This is a genomic window from Enterococcus sp. M190262 (assembly GCF_005843965.1).
Classification (GTDB): domain Bacteria; phylum Bacillota; class Bacilli; order Lactobacillales; family Enterococcaceae; genus Enterococcus_D; species Enterococcus_D gallinarum.
Map to the genome: position 1 here is coordinate 484,773 of NZ_CP040461.1, position 17,003 is coordinate 501,775.

A 17,003-nucleotide genomic window follows, 5' to 3' on the forward strand; every position below is an offset into this window, starting at 1 on the left:
AGCGTTTTCTTTTTCGTAGTTTATTTAATTATTTTAAGTATTTAAATTAATTAAAGCGTCTTTAGGGATTCCGCCGCTATGTTATAATTTACGAATAAAGGGGGAAATGTAGTGAAAAAAGGGTTACGGTTATGGGGGGTATTGACTTTAGTCTTTACAATCGTCTTACTCATTGTCACTTCCATTCTTTATGGTTTAGTCCTTATTCAAAATTCCACATTTATTCGCTCCAACGAAGAACACCTGCTCTTGTCCGTCGGTAAACAGCTGGCGATCGATCCACAAGTGACTACCGCTTTGGAAGAAGGACGTTCCAACGATCAATTGGAAGCTTACACAAATGAAGTGACACACATACACGGGTTGGATTTCGTGGTAGTTATGGATATGCAAGCCATTCGTTTGACTCATCCAGATGAGACCCAAATCGGCAAACACTTCGAAGGCGGTGATGAAGTCACTGCATTGGAAGGAAAAGAACATGTTTCTGTCAGTGAAGGAACATTGGGTCGCTCGTTGCGGGGATTCGTTCCCGTCTATTCCCTCACTGAATCGCAAAAACAAATCGGTGTAGTAGCTTTAGGGATCCGTATGCAGTCCTTGAGTGCTTTAGTAAAGAGTTCTCGGGAAGGGTATCTACTTGCCTTAGCATTAAGTATCACAATCGCCGCCTTTGCAGCAACTGGACTTGCCTATTATTTGAAACGGCAACTTCATAATTTAGAACCAAAAGAAATCTCACGTCTCTTTGAAGAACGCAATGCCATGTTGGAAGAAACTAAAGATGCGGTCATTGTATTGGATTTGAACCAACAAATCAATTTGGCAAATATCGCCGCCAACGAGCTTTACCAAAAGAACAGTGGACACAATGACTCCTTGGTCGGCAAACATTTGCAGGATTTGATCTTGCAGTCCGATGCTGTAGACTTGGAGCGAAATGTTGAACAGCTCTATCGGCAAAATGGACAGGATTTTCTTTTTTCCTCTGCACCGATCAATGTGGATCAGAAACGGATCGGTTGGATCGTGTTTTTGCGCAATGCGACAGAATCGTTATTCGTCATGGATCAGTTAGCCAATACTACTGCTTACGCCAGTGCGCTGCAGTCTCAGTCCCATGAATTTATGAATAAACTGCATGTGATCTATGGGCTCGCTGATTTAAAAGCCTATGATGAATTGAAAATTTATCTGGATGATATTTTGACTCCAGAAAAAGAGTTCTCTCATCGCTTGTCTTTTTTAGTTCAGAATCCGCAAGTTGCTGGATTTTTGATTGGCGAACGTCAAAAGTTCTTTGAGCGTAAAATCCACTTGATGATCGAGATTTCACCAGAAATTCCCGCCAATTCGCAAGAAGTTGAAACAAAATCGTTGATCGATCTTTACCGGTATATTCATCATGTTTTGTTGCAACTAATCACCATAGAAGATTTGCGGATCGAGATCCATCATGAAACAGGCCTGCTGACAACGACCTATACCATTCAGCTGACCACAACGGATCAGCAGCAATTGCAGGATAGTTTTCACAGCAACTATTTCCAACAAATGTTAAAAGATTACCAGGCAGAGTTTTTGATAGAAGAACAACCTAACTTTGTCGTTCTCCAATTACAAACGCATTATCATGGGGTGATAAAATGAAACCATTACATGGATTAATTGTCGAAGATGACCCAATGGTGGAATTTATCCATCGGAATTATTTAGAAAAAATCGGCAGATTTCAAGAAATCTATTCGGCAGATGCTGTGACAGATGCTGAATACTTACTACAAAACAAACAAGTTGATTTAGTGCTGCTAGATGTCCATTTGAAAAATGGCAACGGCTTAGACTTGCTCAAAGAGATCCGGAACTCTCAGCAAGCCATCGAAGTGATCTTGATCACAGCAGCCAATGAGACACAAACTATTCAGCATGGACTACATTTAGGTGTTCTGGACTATCTCGTCAAGCCATTTACCTATGAACGTTTCCGGCAAAGCATCGAACTATTTCTAAAACGGCAAGAAGCTTTGGAACAAGACAGTCTTGCCCAAGAAACCATTGATCAAATAATGGTTACAAAGAAGAGTCCCGAGCCATCCCTTACAGAACTGGATAAAGGACTCTCTCCTGATACCATGGATCGCATCAAAGCGGCTATCCAAACATTTCCAGACACTTTTACGATCCCAGATTTGGTAGAGATCAGCGGATTTTCTCATGTCTCAGTCCGTAAATACATGCTTTACTTAGAAAAAAATAACTATGTTACCAGTCAGATTATCTATACCAAAATCGGACGCCCTTATAAAGTTTACCAACGATCCTAACAATTAGTGAACTCTTTCTAGGAACGTCAACGAGTGATTGCTGATTTGCTGATTATTGAATAAACGATTTTTTGGTAAGTCAGCTTTTTAGATTTTAAATTGTGAATTGATCGTTGTACTTTGTATACCTTACCTATTTGCAAACGCTTCCTAAATATGCTATAGTATAGGTGTAAGGAAGGTAGCAACTCTGTTGGTGGTCTTGTAAATATCGCAAACTCAATCTACTAAAAGTTGTTGAACGTACAAGTTTCACCTAGTATCAAGCGTGTAAAGTAACAGAAAAGCGTAACACAAAATCGAGAATCTTTTCGAAAAAAGGATACGTCTATTACGTTGTATCAGAACACACGAAACATGTGTAAGTTTGTAAAAGAAAACAAATTTTGAGAAACAATTGCTTTGCATGAACCAACCATCAGCGACCACCACTTATACCTTCCCTTAGTTATAAGCTGGACGACAAAAAAGCAGTTCAAAAAGTTGAGAAGTATCCCAACTTAACGAGCCGCTCTTGTCGTTCAGTTTTTTATTTTAAGAACATGGCATCGCCAAAACTAAAGAAGCGATAACGTTCATCGATGGCATGCTGATAAGCTTCTAATGTTAGATCGCGTCCGGCAAAGGCACTGACCAACATTACCAATGTCGATTTCGGTAAATGGAAATTCGTTGAGAAGGCTTGGACAACTTTGAACTGATAGCCGGGGGTAATGAAAATACTCGTCCAGCCGCTGTCGGCTTTGATCTCGCCATCAAATTTGGTACCAATCGTCTCTAATGTACGGATCGAAGTCGTTCCGACCGCAACGATTTTCCCACCATTTGCCCGCACATCGTTTAATTGAGCCGCCGCTTCTTCCGTCAATCGATAAAATTCACTGTGCATTTCGTGATCCGCAATATTATCGACGCTAACTGGGCGGAAAGTTCCTAGACCCACGTGCAAGGTCAAATAAACTAATTTGACCCCTTTATCAGCGATTTTCTCCAATAATTCTGGCGTAAAGTGCAAACCGGCCGTTGGTGCCGCTGCAGATCCATTCTCTTTAGCATAAACGGTTTGGTAACGATCTGGATCTTCCAATCGTTCCTTGATGTATGGCGGCAATGGCATTTCACCCAAAGATTCTAAAATCTCTAAGAAAATCCCATCATAGCTGAATCGAATAATTCGGCCACCATGTTCGAGTTCTTTTTCAACGACCGCTTCTAAGCGACCGTCGCCAAAGGTGATCTTCGTACCGACTTTTGCTCGCTTGGCAGGTTTGATTAATGTTTCCCAACTATCCCCTTCGATATTGTTTAACAATAAAATCTCTAGATGAGCGCCGGTCTCGATTTTCTCGCCATAGATACGAGCGGGCAAAACGCGAGTATCATTCATCACAAGGGCATCGCCAGGAGCTAATTCATCAATAATGTCATAAAAATGTTTGTCTTCCATTGCACCGCTTTCTCGGTCCACGACCAATAGGCGGGAACTGGAGCGATCGCTAAGCGGCGTTTGAGCGATCAATTCTTCCGGTAACTCAAAGTCAAAATCTTCTGTTGTAAGCATGTCGTCACTCTCTTTCTTTCATATGCCCGTCTATTCTATCATGTTTAGAGATTACTCGCCAATTAGGAAACTAGGGCATAGCTTTAAGCTAGAGAGGGAGACTAGAACCTTTTCACGGTGCTCCTAATCTATTAGAGAATTTTAACCGATAACACGGAATCTTCTGCCTTTTTTATCTGCTTTATCGTTTTGTGAATAAAACAAAATTTTTTCACGTGGGATTTTTTCTTGCTGAGCACATTTTTTCAATGTGTCATAAACATAACTGCTGTTGTTTTTATAAAAAACCATGACTTTTTTCGAGTCAATTTCTTTGCGATAGTCTTCATATTTCTTTCTTAATCGTTCAACTTCTGTAACAATCTCTGAATCTTTGTTCCAATCGGGAATTGCAGTAAGCAAGCAAATTCGTTTCCAGTATTCTTTTTCCATTATTCAAACTAACCACGAAAGACATTTAGGTTGAACTGCTAACCTATGCTTTACGAATCACTTCGTCTCTATCGATTCACTTCTATCGAAAATTCATAAAGCCATCCTTTCATTCCTTTCTTAATCGCTCCAAGGAGAACTATATTCAAAAAATGCTACTTGTTCCATTACTTGTCCTATTCAACACTGGGATAATTAAGAATAATACGATAATTATCAATAACCGCTTTGATGTTTTGGCCGTCAGCAAAAGATACTTCAAATAGTGGACTATCTTTTTTTACTGAGGAAATTTCAATGTTTAGATACTTAAAATATGCCGCTAAAATTTTCTCAGGATCTATATCTTGAAATGATTGCTCTGGGTAATATTTAAATTGGACGATTTTATTAGTCGATTCCTCAATCAGGGCTTCCCCATAACCTTCGATCGAAGAATAATTGATTTGCCAATAAACAGTTTCCGAATCAATCTTTAGATTCTGGGATAACGTAACCAAGTATTCTGAAGAGATTCCCATTTCTTTTAGCAGCTTCTCTATTTCCACCGCATATGTATTGACATACTGGCTTCCTTCTCCCGTATTACTATATTGCGTTACTTTCCCGGCGTTCGTGAGCACTTCTTCTAATGTACTTTTATTTGAAGGCAGCTCCAAGGATTCTTCAAATACCACTGGCTTTGACAATGAATCTGTAAACAGCATATTTGGTAAAAATAGTAGAAATACGTTGAAACCGACCCATAGGAGGATCAGACTTATCTTTATTCTTTTCCTCATCTTCAGTCCTCATCTAAAGGAAAGTCGATCGTAATAGACGTTCCTTCACCTTTCTCACTAGTGATCGTCACTTGCCCTTCATGAAGTGAGATAATATTCTTCACTAATGAAAGCCCTAAGCCTAAATGTCCAGAATTTCTAGTGACATCCCCCGTAAAAAATTCATCAGTGACTTGATCAATAATCTCTTCGGGAATTCCCTGACCAGTATCTTTTAGTATAAAATAATATCGTCCTTCATTACTGTAGCCAGTGATGCACATCTCTTTCCTATCCTTCATCGCATCTAATGCGTTAGAAAATATATTTGCAATGACTAATTTAAATAGGTTAAAGTCCATTCGTATGGTGGCCTTTTGAAGAGTCATCTGCAAAAGGATCCGCTCATCTAATCCAGAGACAAATTGAGTAATATAAGAGTCAATCTGGTCTGTCGATATTGCTTCGAGATTCATTTCATTTTTCTTCGAGTACAATAAACGCAAAACATCTTCTGATAGGCTTTTCAAGCGGAAACTTTCTTCTAAAATATAATCGACAAATTCCGAAGAAGGTTCCTTTAGATCCTCCCACTGCAACATTTGCGCATAGCCGATGATCGACGTTAGCGGGGTAGAAATTTCATGGGATAAACTTGAGACAAATAATTCTTGCTTTTCTTTTTCCTGACTGATTTGTTCTATGTCTTGATTTAATTTATTGGCCATGTCGTTTAGGCTGTTGGCAAGCTTTTCAACTTCATCTCCACGTTTTTCAACAACGAAAGGCTTTGTTGTTTGCCCTTTTGCAATCTCTGTTGCGCGATCAATCAATTTTTGAATCGGTTTAGTGATGAGGGTTGATAAAAACCACGACATTGGAATCAAAACGATCTGCAGAAGAAATAAAATCATTCGAAAATAATGACTTGCTTTCTTCAGAATACTTTGATAAGTGATTAGATTCTGCTTAGACACCAAATAATAGTCTGTCGTTCCAATTGTCGAGCTTGTAAATAAAAACTTCTCTTGTTTGATTGTGATGATTGGGCTAATGTTGATTGTGTTCTTCTTAATTGAATCGTAATCAACAACCTCTGTTATGCTTGGAAAGTCAGTTGTACTGGCATACACACTCTTTCCTTCTTTATCCAAAATTTCAAAATCATTCTTTACCGTGCTCTTGACTATATCACTTAGATTCCGTAACTGCTCTTTCGTAGGTTCTTGATCTTCAATTTTGGCTGCAAATAGTATCGCAGCACTTTTTTGGGTAGCTAGTGCTTGATCATATTCCTGATTGATTGCATGTTGAGCGATGATCCGCAAACTGATGGTGCTGATCCCTAAATACAAAAGTAAAAAAAAGAATAGCAGCCAATAGAATGCTTTTGTCGCATATTTCATCTTATTCCTCCAATAAGTACCCTACACCATAAATCGTTCGCAGCTCGTTTTCCAAATGCAGTTTCTTTCTGATCCGCTGAATGTGTAAATCAAGAGTTCTGCTATCTGGCTCACTTGGCGATTCCCAAATTCGTTGATAAATCGTTTCTCGCTCTAAAATAATCCCGCGATTTTGAACGAGATAAATGAACAATTGATATTCTTTAGGCGTCAATGCAATCAACTCATTGTTAAAAAATACACTTCTCTTCTCGTCTTCAATACGGATGTTGTGCCAATTTATCTCAGAAGCAGAACTCTTTTTCCTTCTGCGAAGTACTGTTTCAACTCGAGCAAATAATTCTTCTAGTTCAAAAGGTTTCGTAATGTAATCTTCTGCACCTAACTTTAATCCTCGCACTTTATCATGCAAGGTATTCTTGGCAGTTAAAAAGATAACTGGGATATCATATTCGACAAAATAGTCTATTAATTCATCCCCACTTATTTCTGGTAACATGATATCTAAAAGAATCAGATCCACCTCATGATTTTCAATGTAATCTGCGGCACTTTTGCCATCAAAAATCGGGATCGTTCGATAGCCTTTTTTTGCGAGGCTTTTTACTAGCAGGTTATTTATGGCTTGATTGTCTTCTACTATGAGTACATCCATTTGATTTCACACTTTCTTCCCAATTTTTGTAAAGAAGCTGTTTTATAAGCTGATAGCCGATCATGATACCGCACAAAAAAAGATAGAGCAAAAGTAAAAGTACGATCGATCGATTGTCAATATCTTCAAAATCAGCGAAAATTTTTTGAAGCGCTTGATTGTGACGCACAAAAATATCTGTACTATTAAGACGGGTAAATCGCCCAATATAAATCCCAATAGAATCCATAAATAAAAGACACGCAATCAAAAGCGCTGGGTAGACCCCAATGGTTAATTTCTCTACTAATATTCTTGCAATCTTGTCAATGCTCCAGCAGCCCAAAATTGTTGAAGGCATCACTGCCAACAAAATCAGAAAAAGTTTGATCCAATTCATTAAATCCTTACTTATCAACAATGTTACTTCATCATAAGGTGTCAATAAAGAAAGATGAAAGAGATCTGTCATGAGATAAAAATTATTTGGTAAAAAAACAAGCCAGAGACACACAACTACCACTATAATGTACTTTTTTTTACAATACATTGCAAGAAAGGTTAATTCTATTGGAATATATGCCAAAATAGTATTAGTAAAGAAAAGAAAATAGACACTTGATTGATAAAATGAAAGATATAAGATTCCCAGTAAAATCAAATAATATAACCGAATCCCATTCATTGTTTTATTTAGTAAATACATGGTTCCTCCTGTCTTAACGCGCGCTCCTAGCCATTGTCCCACTATTTAGAAAGAACAGACTTCATTAATTGGGCATAAACACTGCGTCCTTCCCCATTCAAATGAGTTTCATCATCATAAAAGTATTCTGGGTGGTCTTTGCTGTGGCTAAACCAGTCGATGATATTGACATTCTTATAGCGACTAGGAAGCTCTGCTAATTTTTGATTCACAGATTCTTGCCAGCCTTCCGGACATTTGATAGTTATCCAGTAAATCTGTTTATCCTTTAATTGAGTAAGGATTTCATCGATTGACTCATCCGAAATAATACCATTTGTACCCAGTCCGATTACTACCGTCGAATAATCAGCTAAATTGGGATACCCTTGAAGAATCGTTGCCAAACTAGATATTTGCCGTGATTCTTTCGCATCAACGGTTGCTTGCCCACTAAACGTATCTTCCAATTCTTGATATGCTCCAAGCATCACAGAATCCCCTAGAAATAAGATATTTCCTTTTTGATTGGGTTGATTCTCTATCTTTTTCAGATTACTGCTTAACTCTTGTTTCAATTCGTTTTGATCCGCAGTCAGACGGTTAGTCGGTGCAAAAATGATCATTCCGATTGCAACAGCAACAAGACCTGCTCCAAGGTAACGTCCTGCTTTTCTTTTTAAATGCATGAAAGAATGAAAGCCAGCAATCATCAGAACCGTCATGATCAGAACCACTACCAATTCAATTAGAGGATTCATCTTAGGTGCTATATTCACTAGGAGAATAAACACCGAATAGTGAACCAAATATAATTCATAACTAATTTTGCCTATATATTGAAGACGGAATTTGGCGATTTTGGTTCTTTTTTCCACTTCTTTGTCATTTATCAAAACGAGTAATAGCATTGTTAATACACTGACAAGCAATGAGCTACCTGTAAACGAAGGCAGCGGAATAAAGACAGCCAGAGTCAAACAACTCATGATGAGCCAAAACTTCGTTACTTTTTTTGAAGAAATGACATCATTAATGTTCTTTCTATTGAAAAAACCAAACATGCCAACTATAAACGGATAAAGTCGAGCAAAGGTATTGTAATAAGCGATAGAAAACGGCGATAACAGACTGGTGAGAATCGAAATAATGGTAAGAAGATACATAAGCTGATAGCCTCTTTTTCTAGACAAACGCATGACTGTTAGAAAGAAGAGTGGAAAAACTAGATAAAATTGTAATTCCACCGCCAAAGACCAGTAATGTTTAAATAGGGACGAATTTGCGAAGCGATCAAAATAAGAGACTTTTTCGTGGATCTGCCACCAGTTGTTATATCCAAAGAGTAAACTTGGAAGTTCACTTTTGATGTTTCCTAGCATTCGGATTTGAATACTCCCAGCTATCAGAATAAAGATAAGTAAGGAGAATAAAAGAAACGGATAAATCCGTTTGATCCGTTTCTTATAAAAGCCAATCCAGGAGAACTGATTTTTTTGATACGCATAGGAAGCATTCTTTGCCATCAAGTAACCCGAAATAACAAAGAAAATCGTTACGCCTTGATTTCCTCCTTGAAAAGAATATTGAGGCAAATGATAGAGAATAACACCAATAACCGCAAATGCCCTAAGAAAATCGATGCCTGCTGAATAGTGTTTATCCATGTTTAACCTCCGGCTGGCCGATGATCATTTTCTCCGTAATAAGTCTCATTGCTGGAAGGATTATTCAAAAGAGTATCTAAAGACACAAATTGATAATCTTCTTTTTTTAAATCACGAATAATCTCAGGGACTGCAGCAATGGTTTCCGGATGAATGTCATGCAACAAAATAATCGAACCATCATAGACAGAACTCGTTACTTTATCAATGATCATTTGGGCATCTTTAGATTTCCAATCTTCTGAATCAACAGACCATTGGATGATGGGACGATTGATCAATTCTGCAGCTTTTGCATTGACAGAACCATATGGCGGGCGAAAATAGGCTGGTTTTTTGCCTGTGAGTTTCTTGATAGATTGATCGGTCTTCGTGATCTCATTAGTCATTCCAGATTCGTCCAATGTGCTGAGGTCTTGATGATCATAGGTATGGCTACCGATAGTTTGGCCATCCTTTGCGATGGCTTTCACCACCTCGGGATACATCTCTACGTTCTGTCCTACTAAAAAGAAAGTAGCTGGCACTTTTTCTTTTTTCAATAGTTCCAATAATTTAGGTGTATTGCTGGGATCTGGCCCATCGTCAAATGTCAAAGCGACCTTTTTTTTATTTGAAGGAATCTCTTCTGTCTCTGTAGTGCTTTCTAGTATATTTTCCAAACTAGTCTCTGTAGTAGCCTTATTGTTACTTGTCACTGTTCTTGAAGAACTACTGTTGCTTGTTAACTCGGAGGACTGGGACAGATTGTTCTCTGTTTTTCCTCTAGCAAATTCCTCACTGATTCGTGCACAGCCGCAAAGTACTAACAAAAAGATAAAGCCAGTTATGAGTAAACGGATCATTTTCATTGCTTTTCCTCCTTATTTGTTGTCAATACATCATGAACTCTTGCTATCTCTTCTGTCGAAGCTGTTTGATAAGAGATTCCATTCTGAATCAATTCCTCTCCGATCACTTGGTCATGAATAATTGTTGGCTCTTTCATCAGTTCCTTCGCATGAAGAACAAGATTGGTAATGGGTAGATTGGTTTTGATGTTATCTGTCAAGATATCGATAAATGCATTCCATTTTGTGACTTGGTTCAATTGCGCCATATTTTCCAAAACACCTTTCAGTAACAACTGTTGCCGCATTTGTCTGCCATAGTCCCCTCGTGGATCCTCATACCTCATTCTCGCCCAAGAAAGTGCTTCTTCTGGAGATAACGTTAGTTTACCTTTAGGAAAATCGAATCCATCAGAACTAAACTCAAATTCATTTTCTACTTGAACAGCTCCTACTTCTTTGAGAATCTTTTGAAAACCTCCCATATCAATAGAAACAAAATAAGGAATTTGAATATCCAACATTTTTTCTACTGTTTTAACGGAACAGCTTGCACCTCCATAAGCATACGCCGCATTTAATTTATCCTGCATTCCTTGGTCTGCGATATCAACTAAAAGATCGCGTTCAACTCCCATTAATGTGTATTCTTTCTTTTTTAAATTGATATGAGCGACTATCATACTGTCACTTCGACCAGAATCCGTTCGCCCAAATTCTCCAGTATCAACGCCAAGTAGCAAAACATTAAAAGGTTCTTGTTTCAATTGGTCGTAATCTAAGTCATACTGCTCATCTGAAGGATTCAATTTTTCGTACACTTTTGTATTTATTTTATTTGCAGAATAGACTGCCCAGCCAGTAATACCACCAACAAGGACTACTGAAACAAAAAGCAAAATAAGAATTATTTTCCGCATCGGAACACCTCCTGCTACTAAATTAAAGGAAAAATGTATCTGAAATGTATCGATTTAGTATTTGGTGACTCGATACATGCTCGCTTGTAGCAGCAATGTTCGCTTTTCATTTAATATTAAAATGTTGTATATCACTTTTAGTGAAGAAGAAAGTCTACTCATCCCCATTTAAAAATAACAATCAAAATGAAGAATAATGCATATATTCCCTATTGGATTTTCATTTCGATTGGATTTGTTTCAAACATTTCGCTTATAATATGCAAATATGAATAAAAAAGGCAGAATATTTGAATAACAGCAAACTTTTGGGCATACTAATTACAGACCCTAGGCGTAAATAAGCTGCGCCTAAATAAAACTAGAGGTGAAATCATGATTGAATTTCAGCATGTATCCAAAATCTATAAAGGCGGCAAAGTGGCTGTCGAAGATGTCAATCTATCCTTTGAAAAGGGAGAATTTATTTGTTTCATTGGTACCAGTGGTAGTGGTAAAACTACTTGTATGCGAATGATCAACCGTATGACAGACCCCTCCAAAGGAAAAATTCTGATTGATGGCAAAAGTGTGACCGATATCAATCCAGTAGAATTACGACGCCAAATCGGTTACGTGATCCAAAGCATCGGCTTGATGCCTCATATGACGATTCGAGAAAATATTACATTAGTACAAAAACTTTTGAAGGTCAGTCAAGAAGAACGAAATAAGACAGCAGAGAAAATGATCGATCTGGTGGAACTTCCTCGTGAAATGCTGGATCGTTACCCTCACGAATTATCTGGTGGACAGCAACAGCGGATCGGTGTTGTTCGGGCTCTGGCAGCCGACCAAGATATCATTTTGATGGATGAACCTTTCGGTGCTTTGGACCCCATCACTCGCGATTCACTGCAAGATTTGATCAAAGATTTACAGGAACGTTTAGGTAAAACCGTCGTCTTCGTTACCCATGATATGGATGAAGCATTAAAGTTAGCTAGCCGCATCGTGATCATGAGCGAAGGACGCGTCATCCAATTCGATACACCGCAAAATATTCTGCGAAATCCTGCTACTACCTTTGTTGAAGAATTGATCGGTGAAGACCGCCTTCTGCAAGCAAAACCAGACACCACACCAGTTAAAGAAGTCATGCTCAAAACACCAATCGCCATCACTCCTGAAAAATCTTTACAAGAAGCGATTCGCCTGATGAGAGAAAAACGGGTAGATACATTATTAGTGACGGATAATAGCAATGTCTTAAAAGGGTATATCGATGTAGAATCGATCGACCGCAATCGAGGCAAAGTAACCAGTGTCGGGGATATTCTTAATAAAGATGTTTTCTATGTAAAAGAAACCGCCTTACTGCGAGATACGTTGCAACGAATCCTTAAACGCGGTTTGAAATATGTGCCAGTCGTGGATGCTGAGAATCATTTGGTAGGAATTTTGACGCGTGCTTCATTAGTCGACATTGTTTATGACGTTATTTGGGGCGAGGAATCCTCCCTTCTTGAAGCGATCGAATCCGCAAAACCAGAGGAGGTCTAGCCATGCAAAGCTTCTTTAATGAATATGGCGGCCAATTGGTCACGAAAAGCATTGAGCATTTATACATCTCCTTTGCCGCATTATTTCTAGGCATTGTCGTTGCAGTCCCTTTGGGCGTTCTATTGACACGCTTTCCCAAAGCCGCTTCTATCGTGATCGGTGTGACTAGTGCCTTGCAAACTGTTCCCTCATTGGCACTATTGGCATTGATGATCCCGATTTTAGGGGTCGGTAAAGTCCCAGCTATTGTTGCACTCTTTATCTATTCTTTGCTGCCTATTTTGCGAAACACCTATATTGGCATGAAGAAAGTCGATTGGAATTATCGAGATGTCGCTAAAGGAATGGGAATGACTAACTTCCAATCGATCATTAGTGTGGAACTGCCGTTAGCGATCCCAACGATCATGGCGGGTATCCGCTTGTCAGCAGTCTATGTCTTAGCCTGGGCAACCTTGGCTTCGTACATTGGTGCAGGGGGGCTTGGAGACTTGATCTTTAGTGGATTGAATAACTATCAACCGGCATTGATTTTTGCCGGCACAATCCCAGTGACGATTTTTGCACTTTTAGCAGACTGGTTACTCGGATTACTTGAGAATAAACTAACACCAGCTGCATTAAAGGGGGATGCCTAAATGAAAATCAAAGCGAAATTTGGTCTTTTGTTATCCATGATCATTATTTTACTCTCAGGCTGCTCCTTTCCAGGACTTGCTTCTACATCTAATGAAGACACCGTAGCTATCACAGGAGGAATCACTTCTGAAGCTCAGATTCTTGGCGCTATTGTAGCAGGAATGGTAGAACATTATACGGACAAAAATACCACTGTCATTAATAACTTAGCAACAACGACAATCAATCATCAAGCAATGATGAATGGCGATGCGTCTATCTCTGCCGCTCGTTATACCGGAACAGATTTGACAACAACACTTGGCTTAGAGCCAGAATCTGATCCAACTGCTGCCTTCAATACCGTAAAAAAAGAATTTGAGAAACGTTACCATCAGACCTGGTTTCCTTCCTACGGCTTTGATAACACATATGTTTTTCTAGTCAGAAAAGACACTGCAGAAAAATATAATCTGAAAAAAGTCAGTGATTTAAAAGGCGTTGCCGATCAGTTGGTTGCTGGTGTCGATACAGCTTGGATCACCCGTGAAGGTGACGGGTATGATGGCTTCCAAGAAGCATATGGCTTTTCTTTCAAAAACATTTTGCCTATGCAGATCGGTCTCGTTTACGATGCTGTTGACAACGGAAAAATGGATATCGTACTCGGGTATTCAACGGATGGACGGATCGCTAGTTATGACCTCGTAATGTTGGAAGATGATTTGAATTTCTTCCCACCTTATGATGCAGCTCCAGTAGTCGATGACAAATTAATCAAAGACACACCAGAAGTAGCGGACGCCTTGAACAAACTTGCTGATACAATCTCCACTGAAAAAATGCAGCAACTAAATTATCAAGTTGATAATGACCTGTTGGAACCGACAGTGGTCGCAGAACGTTTCTTACAAGAAAATAATTATTTTGAAGGAGAGTGACGAAATGAATGACATGAATCTATTTCAACAATTTATTGCCTATTTTCAGGAAAATGGCGGTTATGTCTTTGCACAGTTTGTTCGTCACTTCCTGATCTCTATCTATGGCGTTTTATTCGCTGCAATCGTTGGTATTCCACTAGGAATCTGGATTTCTAAAAAGATGCGTATGGCCGATTGGGTGATCCGCATCGCCAATATCATCCAAACGATCCCTTCGCTAGCAATGATCTCGATTTTGATGATTGGGATGGGATTAGGTGTCAATGTCGTTATTCTGACGATTTTTCTCTACTCGCTCTTACCGATCATCAAAAACACCTATACCGGCATGCGCCAGGTAGACCGTAATACACTAGATGTTGGTAAAGGAATGGGCATGACAAGTTGGCAACGACTGTATATGATCGAATTGCCTTTATCCGTCTCCGTGATCATGGCAGGTATTCGTAATGCATTAGTCGTTGCAATTGGAATCACTGCCATTGGCGCCTTCGTAGGTGCTGGTGGCCTAGGTGATATCATCATCCGTGGGACAAATGCAACCAATGGCGCTTCAATCATTCTTGCCGGAGCTTTACCCACTGCATTGATGGCAATCATCACCGACTTAGGCTTAGGCTTTATTGAACGTCGGTTAGATCCAGCAAGCCGTTCGTCGAAATAAAGGCCATTTCTTAGCGCTTTTATAAATATAGAAAAACAAGCATCCTTCTTGTATGTAAGGATGCTTGTTTTCTATATTTTTTAACTAATTCACTCAAAGCAGGTGAATGTGCTTCTCGATTTTCCCGGAGATGATCGGGAATCACGCATCATATCCTAGAGATGGTTGTTTCAAGGCTCGATCCATATAAATGGATTGGCGCCCATCGTTTTGCTTGAGGGGCGACTGGTATGCCATCATTCCATACTTGATACTGATATGGGGTTGTTTTTTCTCGAACACTGCTCTGATCGCTACTCCAAAGATCATTCTTAAGTTTGGTCGCTTTTAAGTTGTACGCTTCGTCTTCCCCCTGCTTTCTTTTGGGACTTTTTTTCCGATGAACCCCATGCCGTTCGGGTCCATTCCTGATAAACACAAGACCCGTTCTTCAGAATCTGTCTCATAATAAGCTGTAAACTCATGCCCCTGCCAAAAATAGCTCTTCTCCATTTGCTGAATGTCTGTAAGCATGACAAATTCTGAAGAAATGAGACTGGACTCTACTGTAAACTGAATAATCTCCCACGTTCCTATGAGGTCCTCTTTCATAGGGATTTCAGGAATTGATTTCGCATAACTAATTGCTGATATGACCGGCCAACCACTATCTAACCAGTAAATTTTTCTGACATCTAAAAAGAAATCATCACTAAAAGGTTGTCTCCGTGCGTGATGAATAATAAATAATTCATTATCTGAACGTTTGAATATAGAATTGTGGCCAGGTGCATAGACTGCAGACTGTTCTTCGAATTGATAACTCCCTAGTAATTTAACACCAATTTTCTCCGGTACTGCCTCTTGTTCCGACAGAGACAGGCCGTTCCAATCCGTATAGGGACCGGTAATCTCTTTCGCTCTTGCAACCCGGATATTATAGGTTTCATTCAAAGAATCAAAAGAGACAAATAAGTAATACATATCCGTTTCTGGATGATAATAAACAAAAGGACCCTCAATCGCAGTATCAACAGAAGCAGGTCGTTGCGCTATTTTTTTTCCGTATCCCTTCTCGGCTAACTTTCCAGTGCTTTGATCTATAGGTGCAATATAAATCCCGCCAAAAAATGATCCGTAGATCAGCCAATGGTGTCCCATACGATCTAGAGCAAGATTTGCATCAATGGCATTATGATCGGCGATGTCTCGATGCGTTTTCACAACTTCTCCTTGATCTACCCAAGGTCCCAAAGGATGCGGTGCTGTTCCAAGACCAATAAATGAAGTGGTACTGCCAAATGTAGAAGCGGAATAGTACATTCGATATTCCCCTTGGTACTCTATCACTTCAGGTGCCCACAACCCTTCTGCTTGACTCCATTCTCTTGCAGATTGTGGCAATTGAGGAAAGGCCTGCTTTTCAAACTGCCAGTGTATGAGATCCAATGATGTCCGGATCGGTATTCCTGCCGTTTTAGGTTGTTGCGTATCTGTTGAAAATAAGTAATAAACGCTGTCTCGTTCAATTATCGTTGGATCATGAACACCATTTTTCCAGTTCATAGATTCTTCCTCTCAGTAATCGATTCACTTTAGTTTGACTTCAGTGAACGAAAGCAGAATCGATTCTTTTCTATATTTATTTAGATCTTTCTTACTTATTACGCCACTTTCATTAAAAACAATCTATCTGCTCTTGATCTTTGCTACCTCCAAGATTACCCCAGGCTACAGTTTCTATAACTGCTTATGGCGTAACAAACAGGACAGTCATTGAATGCTCTGCCCTGTTTGTGCCCACATTCCTGCAGGACAGTATTTTTTTGATAGGTTTGCCCGAAATTTATAAAAGCAGCCACACTTAGTACAGGTGTGATTGGACCGAAATGGGCAGGCTTCACAAATTTTTATACGGGACTGAACGACTTCAAGTGCAGCAAGGTCGTTCTCAATGGCTAGCTGTTCTTCAATCAACGCTTCTACATCTACCGTTGCTGCTGTTTCCTTGACATCGCAACCTTTACACGTCATTG

18 protein-coding genes are annotated in these 17,003 nt (G+C 39.3%); 6 read left to right on the plus strand and 12 right to left on the minus strand.

Annotation, left to right across the window (positions count from 1 at the left end):
• Positions 1-111: 111 nt before the first annotated feature.
• Both FE005_RS02140 and FE005_RS02145 read left to right on the plus strand, forming a co-directional pair.
• Positions 112-1,650 carry a sensor histidine kinase gene (locus FE005_RS02140; protein WP_138371247.1) on the plus strand — a complete coding sequence of 513 codons (1,539 nt, stop codon included), beginning with the start codon at positions 112-114 and terminating at the stop codon, positions 1,648-1,650.
• The gene (locus FE005_RS02145) at positions 1,647-2,324 is read left to right on the plus strand and encodes a response regulator (RefSeq protein ID WP_138371248.1); all 678 of its coding nucleotides are present in this window, start codon (positions 1,647-1,649) and stop codon (positions 2,322-2,324) included. Before FE005_RS02140 ends, FE005_RS02145 begins: the two co-directional genes overlap by 4 nt.
• 529 nt (positions 2,325-2,853) lie before the next feature.
• On the opposite strand, the gene queA is transcribed toward FE005_RS02145, so the two are convergent.
• The 9 genes from queA to FE005_RS02195 form a co-directional block, all read right to left on the minus strand.
• Positions 2,854-3,885, minus strand: a complete 1,032-nt coding sequence (gene queA / locus FE005_RS02150; RefSeq protein ID WP_060813163.1) for a tRNA preQ1(34) S-adenosylmethionine ribosyltransferase-isomerase QueA — start codon at positions 3,883-3,885, stop codon at positions 2,854-2,856.
• Between the two features lie 141 nt (positions 3,886-4,026).
• Positions 4,027-4,317, minus strand: coding sequence for a hypothetical protein (locus FE005_RS02155; RefSeq protein ID WP_003128255.1), 291 nt, complete (start codon positions 4,315-4,317; stop codon positions 4,027-4,029).
• A gap of 176 nt (positions 4,318-4,493) precedes the next feature.
• Positions 4,494-5,099 carry a hypothetical protein gene (locus FE005_RS02160; RefSeq protein ID WP_138371249.1) on the minus strand — a complete coding sequence of 202 codons (606 nt, stop codon included), beginning with the start codon at positions 5,097-5,099 and terminating at the stop codon, positions 4,494-4,496.
• 2 nt (positions 5,100-5,101) lie between these two features.
• The gene (locus FE005_RS02165) at positions 5,102-6,484 is read right to left on the minus strand and encodes a HAMP domain-containing sensor histidine kinase (RefSeq protein WP_081131872.1); all 1,383 of its coding nucleotides are present in this window, start codon (positions 6,482-6,484) and stop codon (positions 5,102-5,104) included.
• 1 nt (position 6,485) lies between these two features.
• Complete coding sequence (locus tag FE005_RS02170) at positions 6,486-7,139, minus strand: response regulator transcription factor (RefSeq protein ID WP_138371250.1); 654 nt, start codon at positions 7,137-7,139, stop codon at positions 6,486-6,488.
• A complete protein-coding gene (locus tag FE005_RS02175) occupies positions 7,099-7,824 on the minus strand; it encodes a DUF1361 domain-containing protein (protein ID WP_117474742.1) in 726 nt (241 codons plus the stop codon). Before FE005_RS02175 ends, FE005_RS02170 begins: the two co-directional genes overlap by 41 nt.
• Positions 7,825-7,865: 41 nt before the next feature.
• Entirely contained in the window at positions 7,866-9,470 is a 1,605-nt protein-coding gene (locus FE005_RS02180) for an acyltransferase family protein (RefSeq protein ID WP_138371251.1), read from the minus strand.
• 2 nt (positions 9,471-9,472) lie between these two features.
• On the minus strand, positions 9,473-10,321 hold the full coding sequence (locus FE005_RS02190) for a polysaccharide deacetylase family protein (RefSeq protein WP_231609101.1): 849 nt from the start codon (positions 10,319-10,321) through the stop codon (positions 9,473-9,475).
• Positions 10,318-11,220, minus strand: a complete 903-nt coding sequence (locus FE005_RS02195; protein WP_103301069.1) for an LCP family protein — start codon at positions 11,218-11,220, stop codon at positions 10,318-10,320. The genes FE005_RS02190 and FE005_RS02195 overlap by 4 nt, the downstream gene beginning before the upstream one ends.
• A gap of 375 nt (positions 11,221-11,595) precedes the next feature.
• On the opposite strand from FE005_RS02195, the gene FE005_RS02200 reads away from it, so the two are divergent.
• The 4 genes from FE005_RS02200 to FE005_RS02215 are packed head-to-tail and all read left to right on the plus strand — an operon-like array spanning position 11,596 to position 14,988.
• Positions 11,596-12,762, plus strand: coding sequence for a betaine/proline/choline family ABC transporter ATP-binding protein (locus FE005_RS02200; RefSeq protein ID WP_005470181.1), 1,167 nt, complete (start codon positions 11,596-11,598; stop codon positions 12,760-12,762).
• 2 nt (positions 12,763-12,764) lie between these two features.
• Positions 12,765-13,400, plus strand: coding sequence for an ABC transporter permease (locus FE005_RS02205; RefSeq protein WP_003128241.1), 636 nt, complete (start codon positions 12,765-12,767; stop codon positions 13,398-13,400).
• A complete protein-coding gene (locus FE005_RS02210; protein ID WP_003128240.1) occupies positions 13,401-14,321 on the plus strand; it encodes an osmoprotectant ABC transporter substrate-binding protein in 921 nt (306 codons plus the stop codon). It abuts the gene before it with no gap.
• A 4-nt stretch (positions 14,322-14,325) separates the two neighbouring features.
• Entirely contained in the window at positions 14,326-14,988 is a 663-nt protein-coding gene (locus FE005_RS02215; protein WP_003128239.1) for an ABC transporter permease, read from the plus strand.
• Positions 14,989-15,129: 141 nt separating this feature from the next.
• Here FE005_RS02215 and FE005_RS16815 read toward each other — a convergent pair whose 3' ends face one another.
• The 3 genes from FE005_RS16815 to FE005_RS02225 form a co-directional block, all read right to left on the minus strand.
• Complete coding sequence (locus FE005_RS16815; RefSeq protein ID WP_167757169.1) at positions 15,130-15,270, minus strand: hypothetical protein; 141 nt, start codon at positions 15,268-15,270, stop codon at positions 15,130-15,132.
• Positions 15,271-15,315: 45 nt separating this feature from the next.
• A complete protein-coding gene (locus FE005_RS02220) occupies positions 15,316-16,533 on the minus strand; it encodes an arabinan endo-1,5-alpha-L-arabinosidase (protein ID WP_138371252.1) in 1,218 nt (405 codons plus the stop codon).
• A 207-nt stretch (positions 16,534-16,740) separates the two neighbouring features.
• A complete protein-coding gene (locus FE005_RS02225) occupies positions 16,741-17,001 on the minus strand; it encodes a DUF6171 family protein (RefSeq protein WP_003128237.1) in 261 nt (86 codons plus the stop codon).
• Positions 17,002-17,003: the final 2 nt, after the last annotated feature.

Coding starts and splice junctions, on each gene's coding strand:
- FE005_RS02195 (WP_103301069.1), bottom strand. CDS start 11,220: ATGCGGAAAATAATTCTTATTTTGCTTTTTGTTTCAGTAGTCCTTGTT.
- FE005_RS02175 (WP_117474742.1), bottom strand. CDS start 7,824: ATGTATTTACTAAATAAAACAATGAATGGGATTCGGTTATATTATTTG.
- FE005_RS02155 (WP_003128255.1), bottom strand. CDS start 4,317: ATGGAAAAAGAATACTGGAAACGAATTTGCTTGCTTACTGCAATTCCC.
- FE005_RS02165 (WP_081131872.1), bottom strand. CDS start 6,484: ATGAAATATGCGACAAAAGCATTCTATTGGCTGCTATTCTTTTTTTTA.
- FE005_RS02220 (WP_138371252.1), bottom strand. CDS start 16,533: ATGAACTGGAAAAATGGTGTTCATGATCCAACGATAATTGAACGAGAC.
- FE005_RS02200 (WP_005470181.1), top strand. CDS start 11,596: ATGATTGAATTTCAGCATGTATCCAAAATCTATAAAGGCGGCAAAGTG.
- queA (WP_060813163.1), bottom strand. CDS start 3,885: ATGCTTACAACAGAAGATTTTGACTTTGAGTTACCGGAAGAATTGATC.
- FE005_RS02190 (WP_231609101.1), bottom strand. CDS start 10,321: ATGAAAATGATCCGTTTACTCATAACTGGCTTTATCTTTTTGTTAGTA.
- FE005_RS02205 (WP_003128241.1), top strand. CDS start 12,765: ATGCAAAGCTTCTTTAATGAATATGGCGGCCAATTGGTCACGAAAAGC.
- FE005_RS02145 (WP_138371248.1), top strand. CDS start 1,647: ATGAAACCATTACATGGATTAATTGTCGAAGATGACCCAATGGTGGAA.
- FE005_RS02210 (WP_003128240.1), top strand. CDS start 13,401: ATGAAAATCAAAGCGAAATTTGGTCTTTTGTTATCCATGATCATTATT.
- FE005_RS02215 (WP_003128239.1), top strand. CDS start 14,326: ATGAATGACATGAATCTATTTCAACAATTTATTGCCTATTTTCAGGAA.
- FE005_RS02170 (WP_138371250.1), bottom strand. CDS start 7,139: ATGGATGTACTCATAGTAGAAGACAATCAAGCCATAAATAACCTGCTA.
- FE005_RS02225 (WP_003128237.1), bottom strand. CDS start 17,001: ATGACGTGTAAAGGTTGCGATGTCAAGGAAACAGCAGCAACGGTAGAT.
- FE005_RS02180 (WP_138371251.1), bottom strand. CDS start 9,470: ATGGATAAACACTATTCAGCAGGCATCGATTTTCTTAGGGCATTTGCG.
- FE005_RS02160 (WP_138371249.1), bottom strand. CDS start 5,099: ATGAGGAAAAGAATAAAGATAAGTCTGATCCTCCTATGGGTCGGTTTC.